Below are 6000 nucleotides of genomic sequence, written 5' to 3'. Positions count from 1 at the left end.
TAGTGCCGGATCGGTGCGAAACGTGCCCGGAGGCCCGCGGGTGCGAGCCGGCCGACGAACCGCGGGACCACGGACGAGGCGTTCGACGACTCGATGGTGAAGTGCTGCGCTATCCGCGAGGTCGCGAGCGTGAGCTGCCGCATGGCCAGTGTCGAACCCAGGCAGACCCGTGGTCCGGCGCCGAACGGAAGGTACGACGGACCGGGTCCCGATCGCCCGTTCAACCACCGGGTGGGGTCGAACTCGTCCGGCCGCTGCCACCACCGGGGATCCCGGTGGATCAGGTAGGCGTTGAGCAGTACATCGTCACCGGGGCTCACCGACCAATCGCCCAAGGCGGTTGTCGTACGGGCGGTGCGGGTCATCAACCACGCGGGCGGATACAGACGGAGTGTCTCCCGGACGACGGCCTCGGCCAGCGGGAGCCGTGCCGCCGACAGCGGGGCGCCGGCGCCGGCCGGCCCGTTCGCCTCGTCGCGAAGGTCACCGGCGAGCAGGGGGCGGCGGGCGAGTTCCCACACGAGGGAGGTGAGCGCGGCGGCGGGCACGCCGTGGCCGCCCATGAGGATGCTGTGGAGGGTCGACGTCACGGTGTCGTCGGGCAGGTCCGGATCGGCGTCGAGCAGAAGCCCGAGCAGGTCGTTGCGGGGGTCCGCGGCGTTCGCCGCACGCCGCTGCCGGACGACCCCGGTCAGCCCGCCGCTCAGGCGCCGGTAGGACCGGAAGAACTGGCGGTGACGAGGGATCGGCAGCCACGCGGGGAACTCGTAGGACGAATCCGTGAACGGCTGGGTGGCGCGGATGATCTCGTGGAGCAGGCCAGGGACGTCGGCGGCGTCCGTGCCGAAGCAGTAGTCGGCGATCGCCCGGGCGCTGAACGCGCGCATCGTGGTGAGCACGTCGACCTCACGGGCGGCGCTGTCGGCCATGACCGCGTCGAGGATCTCGACGGTACGGTGGTCGGACGCGGCCGCCGCCGAGCGATTGAGCCCTGGCCACGCGGCGCGGCGCGCGGACATCCATTCGGTGGCCTGCGCGGTGGCCTGATCGAGATCCCGCCGCATGTCGAAGGGCGCAAGCTCGGTCACGAAGCTCTCGCCGGTGCGGGCGAGCACCTGGTGGGTGACCTCCGGGTCGATCACGAACACCGTTTGTTCGTCGAAGGAGAAGACATCTCCGTACTCGGCGTGGCAGCGACGCAGGAATCCGATCCGGTCGGCCTCGTACGCGTGCGTGTTGCCCGTCAGCAGGCGCCCGCGCGGGCCCGGTGGCCGGCTGGGCCTTTCCCGGCGTGCCATCGGGCCTCCCCAAGGGATCGCAGGACCCCTCGAACGGGACCCTGCGATCAGCGTGTGCCACTGTGTCCGGCGGATATGGCCCTGAAGGGAGCGGTGTCGGGCTACCGGAGCTGATAGGGCCAGTACGGGTACCGTCCGCTGACCCGTTTCCTGCCGACCAGGAGAGCTACCAGGCGTCGTGTCCGTTTCATGAACACCCCATTGCCATCTGGGCGAATATTTGTCCGATCGTGCCATGGCCTCTCGCGGGCAGGCAATATGTCGACTTGAGGATGGCCGGTAATCTGCGAAGGGGCCTGACGACACGTCAGATGAGGGTGTTGAGGCCAGGTCACGGGCGCGGACGCCGGGCGGACCGGCTGGTCCGACCCGGTCACCGGTCACCTGACCACGACCTCGTGGCGTAGGCCGCTGTGCGCCGTGGCGGCCGGGGGTGATTGGCTGGTCCCGGCCATCTCACCCCCGATCCGGCACTCGGCCGGCAGGAGGACCCCGTCATGAGCAGTGTCCACGCTTACGAGTACAAGGTCGTCACGTTCCGGGAGTCGCTGATCGGCGACGCCTTGGACAGCGACAAGCTGGAGAAGGTCCTGAACAAGCATGCCGAGGACGGCTGGGGCCTCAAGGCCATCACCTCCGCCGACGTCAAGGGCCGTATCGGGCCCGGGGCGGTCGAGGGCCTGCTGCTGACCTTCGAGCGTCCGCGCGGCTGACCCCAACCGCGCCGGGAACGCCCGGGAGAGGATCTGTCGGCTTCCCGGCGCGGCGACGGTGCGGGTGATGCGTCGGCACCGCTGTGCCGGACGATGTCGCGAAGGCGACGGGCGCCCGCATTCCGATGGACGGAAGCCCTTCGGCGCAGCACGGCCGCCACCAGGTCGGAGCCCAGCTCCGTCAGATCGGGCAGATCGAGGGTGCAGCGGACGTAGCGACCGTGCCGCCGGGCCGTGAGGTGGCGCGACACCTCCGGGGGTGACAGTTCCCAGAAGTGGGCCAGCCCGCCGGTGGTGTGCGGGCCGCGGGCCAGGGTGCGCAGCAGCCGCGGTCGTACCGGATGCGCGAGTGCCTCCAGCCGGAGGGTGACCGTCTCCAGGGAGACCGGCTCCGCCGGACCCGGCTCGGCGACGGGGTACTGCACCACCGGATGCCGCCCGGGCGCGTGCACCGCGACCAGGTGCGGGCGGCCGAACACGCTGGGGATGAAGGTGACCCCGGAGCCCGCCCTGGCGTGGTCGGTCCATCTGCACGCACGGCCCGCCGCCCCGGCCCAGGACGGGGACGACGAGCCCGCACCCCGGATGCGCGCTGCTGGCCGCCAACGTGGTCTACGTCTTCTGCCTCAACGTCCCCGAAATCGCGCTCCCGCTGGTCCTGGTGACACAGCTGCACGCATCCCCGGTGTGGCCGGCGGCCGTCTTCGTGGCCAACACCGTGCTGGTCGTCACCTTGCAGGTTCCGGTCACCGTCCTCATGTCCCGCTTCTCGCGGCGGACCGTGCTGGCCCTCTCCGGCGTGGTGCTCGCCGTGTTGTACCTCGGCTTCCTCGCGGCCACCTCACTGGAACACGGCTGGGGTGCCCCGGCCGTCGCCACGGTGTCCGTGGTCTGCACCATCGGCGAGATCGTCTACGCGGGCAGCGCCACCGCGCTCGTCACCGCACTCGCCCCGGCCCACGTCCTGGGACGGGTCCTGGCCCGCTTCGAGCTCTCCACGGGCTTCGGCCTCGCCGTCTCCCCGGCTGTCATCACCGCTCCCGCACCCCACGGCCTCTGGGGCAGTCTCGCCGCGGCGACGCTCGTCTCCGGCTTCTCGTGGGCGGAGCCGGGGACGGCTGGCCGGATCGGACTGATGTCCGTGGTTCCGCTGTCCCACCCCACCGAGACGGCCTTCTCCCCGCCGACGGGCACCGACTTCGCCTTCCCCCAGCCGTGGCCACCGGCGAGGTTCCCCTCGCTCAACCGCCGGCGGCACGGTCCTCCACGGCATCGCGGTCGCGACCATGACGTCGTACGACTTCGTGAAGCGCGAAGGGCCGCGGGGCGCGCGACGGCGGCGGTGCGAACGGGGCGGTCAGCCGGGCGGGCCGTGCCGCTGTTTGCATACGCAGAGCGGTTCTTCCTGTCTCGTGCGTTCCTTTTCGAGGCCCGACTCGGGTATCGCAAATTAAACCTTGTATGTGCCACATGTCGTCGCCGCAATGGTGTGTCCGGTTCGACGGTGGCGCTGGAGTATTCCTCGGGGACGCTTTCCAGCCAGCTATGCCAGGGGTACTTGCCGTCAGGCAGGGGTGCCGGTTTCCATGGGGTGGTGATCAAAAACTTCCCGTGTTCGGCAGGCGTACGGCCAGGTCGAGGCCACAGATGCAAGGTGTGCGCTCGATGTCGTGTGTGATTTCTCCCCGACCCCGTGATGGAGGGGGGTGGTCGACAACGTACGCCGTCGGAATTCGCGCCCTTTTTCTGTCTGTCCTCTCGGACCTCAACCGGCGCGGTTTCCCGTGTCCCATGGGAGAATCATGGAAATCAAAGTTCTTGGACGCTTACAGGTCACGGTGAGTGGCCGCTCGGTCGTACCCGGAGATCCGGAGTCTCGCAGAGTCCTGGCCCTGCTGGCGCTGCGCGCCGACCAGGTCGTGCCGACATGTCTCATGGCGCAGGAACTGTGGGCCAACGGCTCACCGCCCGGCGGCGATTCCCGGATCGTCCCGCACATCGCCTCCATACGGCGGCGCTTGACCGAGACGATCCGCGCCTCGGACGCGTTCGGCGGGGGCCGGGTGACCGGCGCGGACCTGTTGGTCTCCACACCCAGTGGCTATCGGCTGGACAGCTCGGGCGGAGTGCTGGACGCCCGGGAGTTCGAGCGTCACATCGGCGCCGGATACCGGGCGATGGCCGCGGGGGACGCGGCGCGGGCCGCCGAACGACTGAGCCTGGCCCTCTCCCTGTGGAGCGACGACGACGCCCTGGGCGATCTGGAGCTGGGCCCCGCGCTGCGGGCGCACACCCGCCGGCTGCACGAGGCCAGGATGACCGCCGTCGAGCAGTGGGCCGCGATCGAACTCCAGCTGGGCCGCCACCGGGAGCGCCTGGTCGACCTCGCCGAACTGACCGACCGGCACATCACCCACCAGGGACTGCACCGCCACTACATCACGGCGCTGGCGCGCTGCGGACGGACCGCCGACGCGCTCCGGGTCTACGAGCGGCTCGGTACGGCACTGCGCCACGAGGGCGGCGCCGGCCTCTCCCCGGACCTGCGCCGGCTGCGGGACCGCATCGTGCTCCACTCCCCGGGGCCCGACGGCCGGGCCGGGGCGCCCACCGCACTGCCACCGTCCTTCGCCGGATGACCCCGGCGCCGCCCCCGCACCGGTCCCCGGACTCATCCCCGGAGCGGTACCCCCGCCGACGCCGTGAACTCGCGGGCGCCGTGCAGCCACGCGACCCGGTCGTAGAGGTCCTCGGTCGTCAGGGCGCGCAGCATCGCGTTGCGTTCCTCGGCGGCCCTGCCCGCCGGGTGGTAGAGCCGGGTGCCCATCTCGCGGGCCACGAGCTGGGTCCGGCCGGCGCGCTCGCGCCGCTCGCGGCCGAACCGTTCGAGAAGCGCCGGCAGGTCGTCCGCCGCGCAGTCCGCCAGCAGATCGCCGAGGACGACGGCGTCCTCCAGCGCCTGACAGGCCCCCTGCGCGGCGTACTGCAACATCGGGTGGGCGGCGTCGCCCATCAGGACGACCCGGCCGTCCGCCCAGACGTCCACCGGATCACGGTCGCACAGCACCCACTCGCGCCAGCCCTCACCGAGCCCGAGAAGCGTCAGCGGTGTCCCGGCCAGGTCCGGGAACCGTCCGAGGACGTGGTCGCGCGCCGCCGGGCGTCCCGCCACCGGCACCGAGGCGCCGTCGTCCCGGGTCACCGCCAGGTTCAGGTACTCGCCGCCCCCGATGATGTAGTGGACGAAGTGCCACCTGGGCCCCGCCCAGAGGGTCACGGTGTTCCAGCGCAGTTCCTCGGGCACCTTGCCGATCGGGATCACCGACCGGTAGATGGTGTGCCCGGAAACCCGCGGATCACCGTCGCCGAGCAGCTGACGCCGGACCGCCGACCGGATCCCGTCCGCGCCGACGACGGCGTCCGCCCGCAGCGTCCTGCCGTCCGCCGTGCGGACCAGAACCCCCTGCTCGTCCTGCTCATAGCGTGCGACGGTCGTGGCGGGCACCAGGTCGACGCCCTCGGACGCCTGGCAGGCCGTCAGCAGCGGCTGGAACAGATCGGCCCGGTGCACGACGGCGTACGGATTCCCGAACCGTGCGCGATAGGAGGCCGTCAGCGGCATCGCGACGACCTTCTCGCCCGTCGTGCCGTCCATGAACCGCAGTTCGTCGACGAAGACGGCACGGTCGCGCACCGCCTGCCCCACCCCCAGCCGGTCCAGGGCGTGAAAGGCGTTCGGGCCCAGCTGAAGGCCCGCGCCGATCTCCGCGAAGACCTCACCGCGTTCGAGGACCGTCACACCGTGTCCGCGCCGGGCCAGGGACAGAGCCGAGGCGAGTCCTCCGATACCGCCGCCCGCGACAAGAATCCGAGCCATTGTCTCCCCTGTCCTCTCGCTCCGTGTCCCGCGCCGCACCCCGGCCGTCCCCCGTACGGGCGGCGCACGTCCACGGCCGATCCAGCCATGCCGCACCGACGGCGGGCAACGC

Annotated in this window: 4 protein-coding genes and 2 pseudogenes; 3 read left to right on the top strand and 3 right to left on the bottom strand. The window is 71.3% G+C overall.

The window, feature by feature from the left end:
* The coding region (locus tag AQJ64_RS18415) for a cytochrome P450 (protein WP_055632955.1) at positions 1 to 1298 on the bottom strand (1298 nt) is incomplete at its 3' end.
* A gap of 497 nt (positions 1299 to 1795) precedes the next feature.
* Here AQJ64_RS18415 and AQJ64_RS18410 point away from each other — a divergent pair.
* Positions 1796 to 2011: a DUF4177 domain-containing protein gene (locus AQJ64_RS18410; protein ID WP_055632954.1), complete on the top strand. Its 216-nt coding sequence runs from the start codon at positions 1796 to 1798 to the stop codon at positions 2009 to 2011.
* A gap of 143 nt (positions 2012 to 2154) precedes the next feature.
* Here AQJ64_RS18410 and AQJ64_RS46065 read toward each other — a convergent pair.
* Positions 2155 to 2595, bottom strand: a pseudogene (locus tag AQJ64_RS46065) (ArsR/SmtB family transcription factor); the annotation flags it as partial.
* On the opposite strand from AQJ64_RS46065, the pseudogene AQJ64_RS46060 reads away from it, so the two are divergent.
* Positions 2516 to 3104 (top strand): annotated as a pseudogene (locus AQJ64_RS46060) (MFS transporter); the annotation flags it as partial. The pseudogenes AQJ64_RS46065 and AQJ64_RS46060 sit on opposite strands and share 80 nt — an antisense overlap.
* Positions 3105 to 3849: 745 nt before the next feature.
* Positions 3850 to 4650 carry an AfsR/SARP family transcriptional regulator gene (locus tag AQJ64_RS18395; protein ID WP_055632951.1) on the top strand — a complete coding sequence of 267 codons (801 nt, stop codon included), beginning with the start codon at positions 3850 to 3852 and terminating at the stop codon, positions 4648 to 4650.
* A gap of 32 nt (positions 4651 to 4682) precedes the next feature.
* Here the strand turns inward: AQJ64_RS18395 and AQJ64_RS18390 are convergent, their stop codons facing one another.
* Positions 4683 to 5888: a 3-hydroxybenzoate 6-monooxygenase gene (locus tag AQJ64_RS18390; protein ID WP_055632950.1), complete on the bottom strand. Its 1206-nt coding sequence runs from the start codon at positions 5886 to 5888 to the stop codon at positions 4683 to 4685.
* Positions 5889 to 6000 lie beyond the last annotated feature (112 nt).

Origin of the sequence: Streptomyces griseoruber (assembly GCF_001514205.1) — a bacterium.
GTDB classification, from domain to species: Bacteria; Actinomycetota; Actinomycetes; order Streptomycetales; family Streptomycetaceae; genus Streptomyces; species Streptomyces griseoruber.
Note: the sequence above shows the minus strand (reverse complement) of the source record. Positions and strands in the feature narration are given on the sequence as shown.

Coding starts and splice junctions, on each gene's coding strand:
- AQJ64_RS18410 (WP_055632954.1), top strand. CDS start 1,796: ATGAGCAGTGTCCACGCTTACGAGTACAAGGTCGTCACGTTCCGGGAG.
- AQJ64_RS18390 (WP_055632950.1), bottom strand. CDS start 5,888: ATGGCTCGGATTCTTGTCGCGGGCGGCGGTATCGGAGGACTCGCCTCG.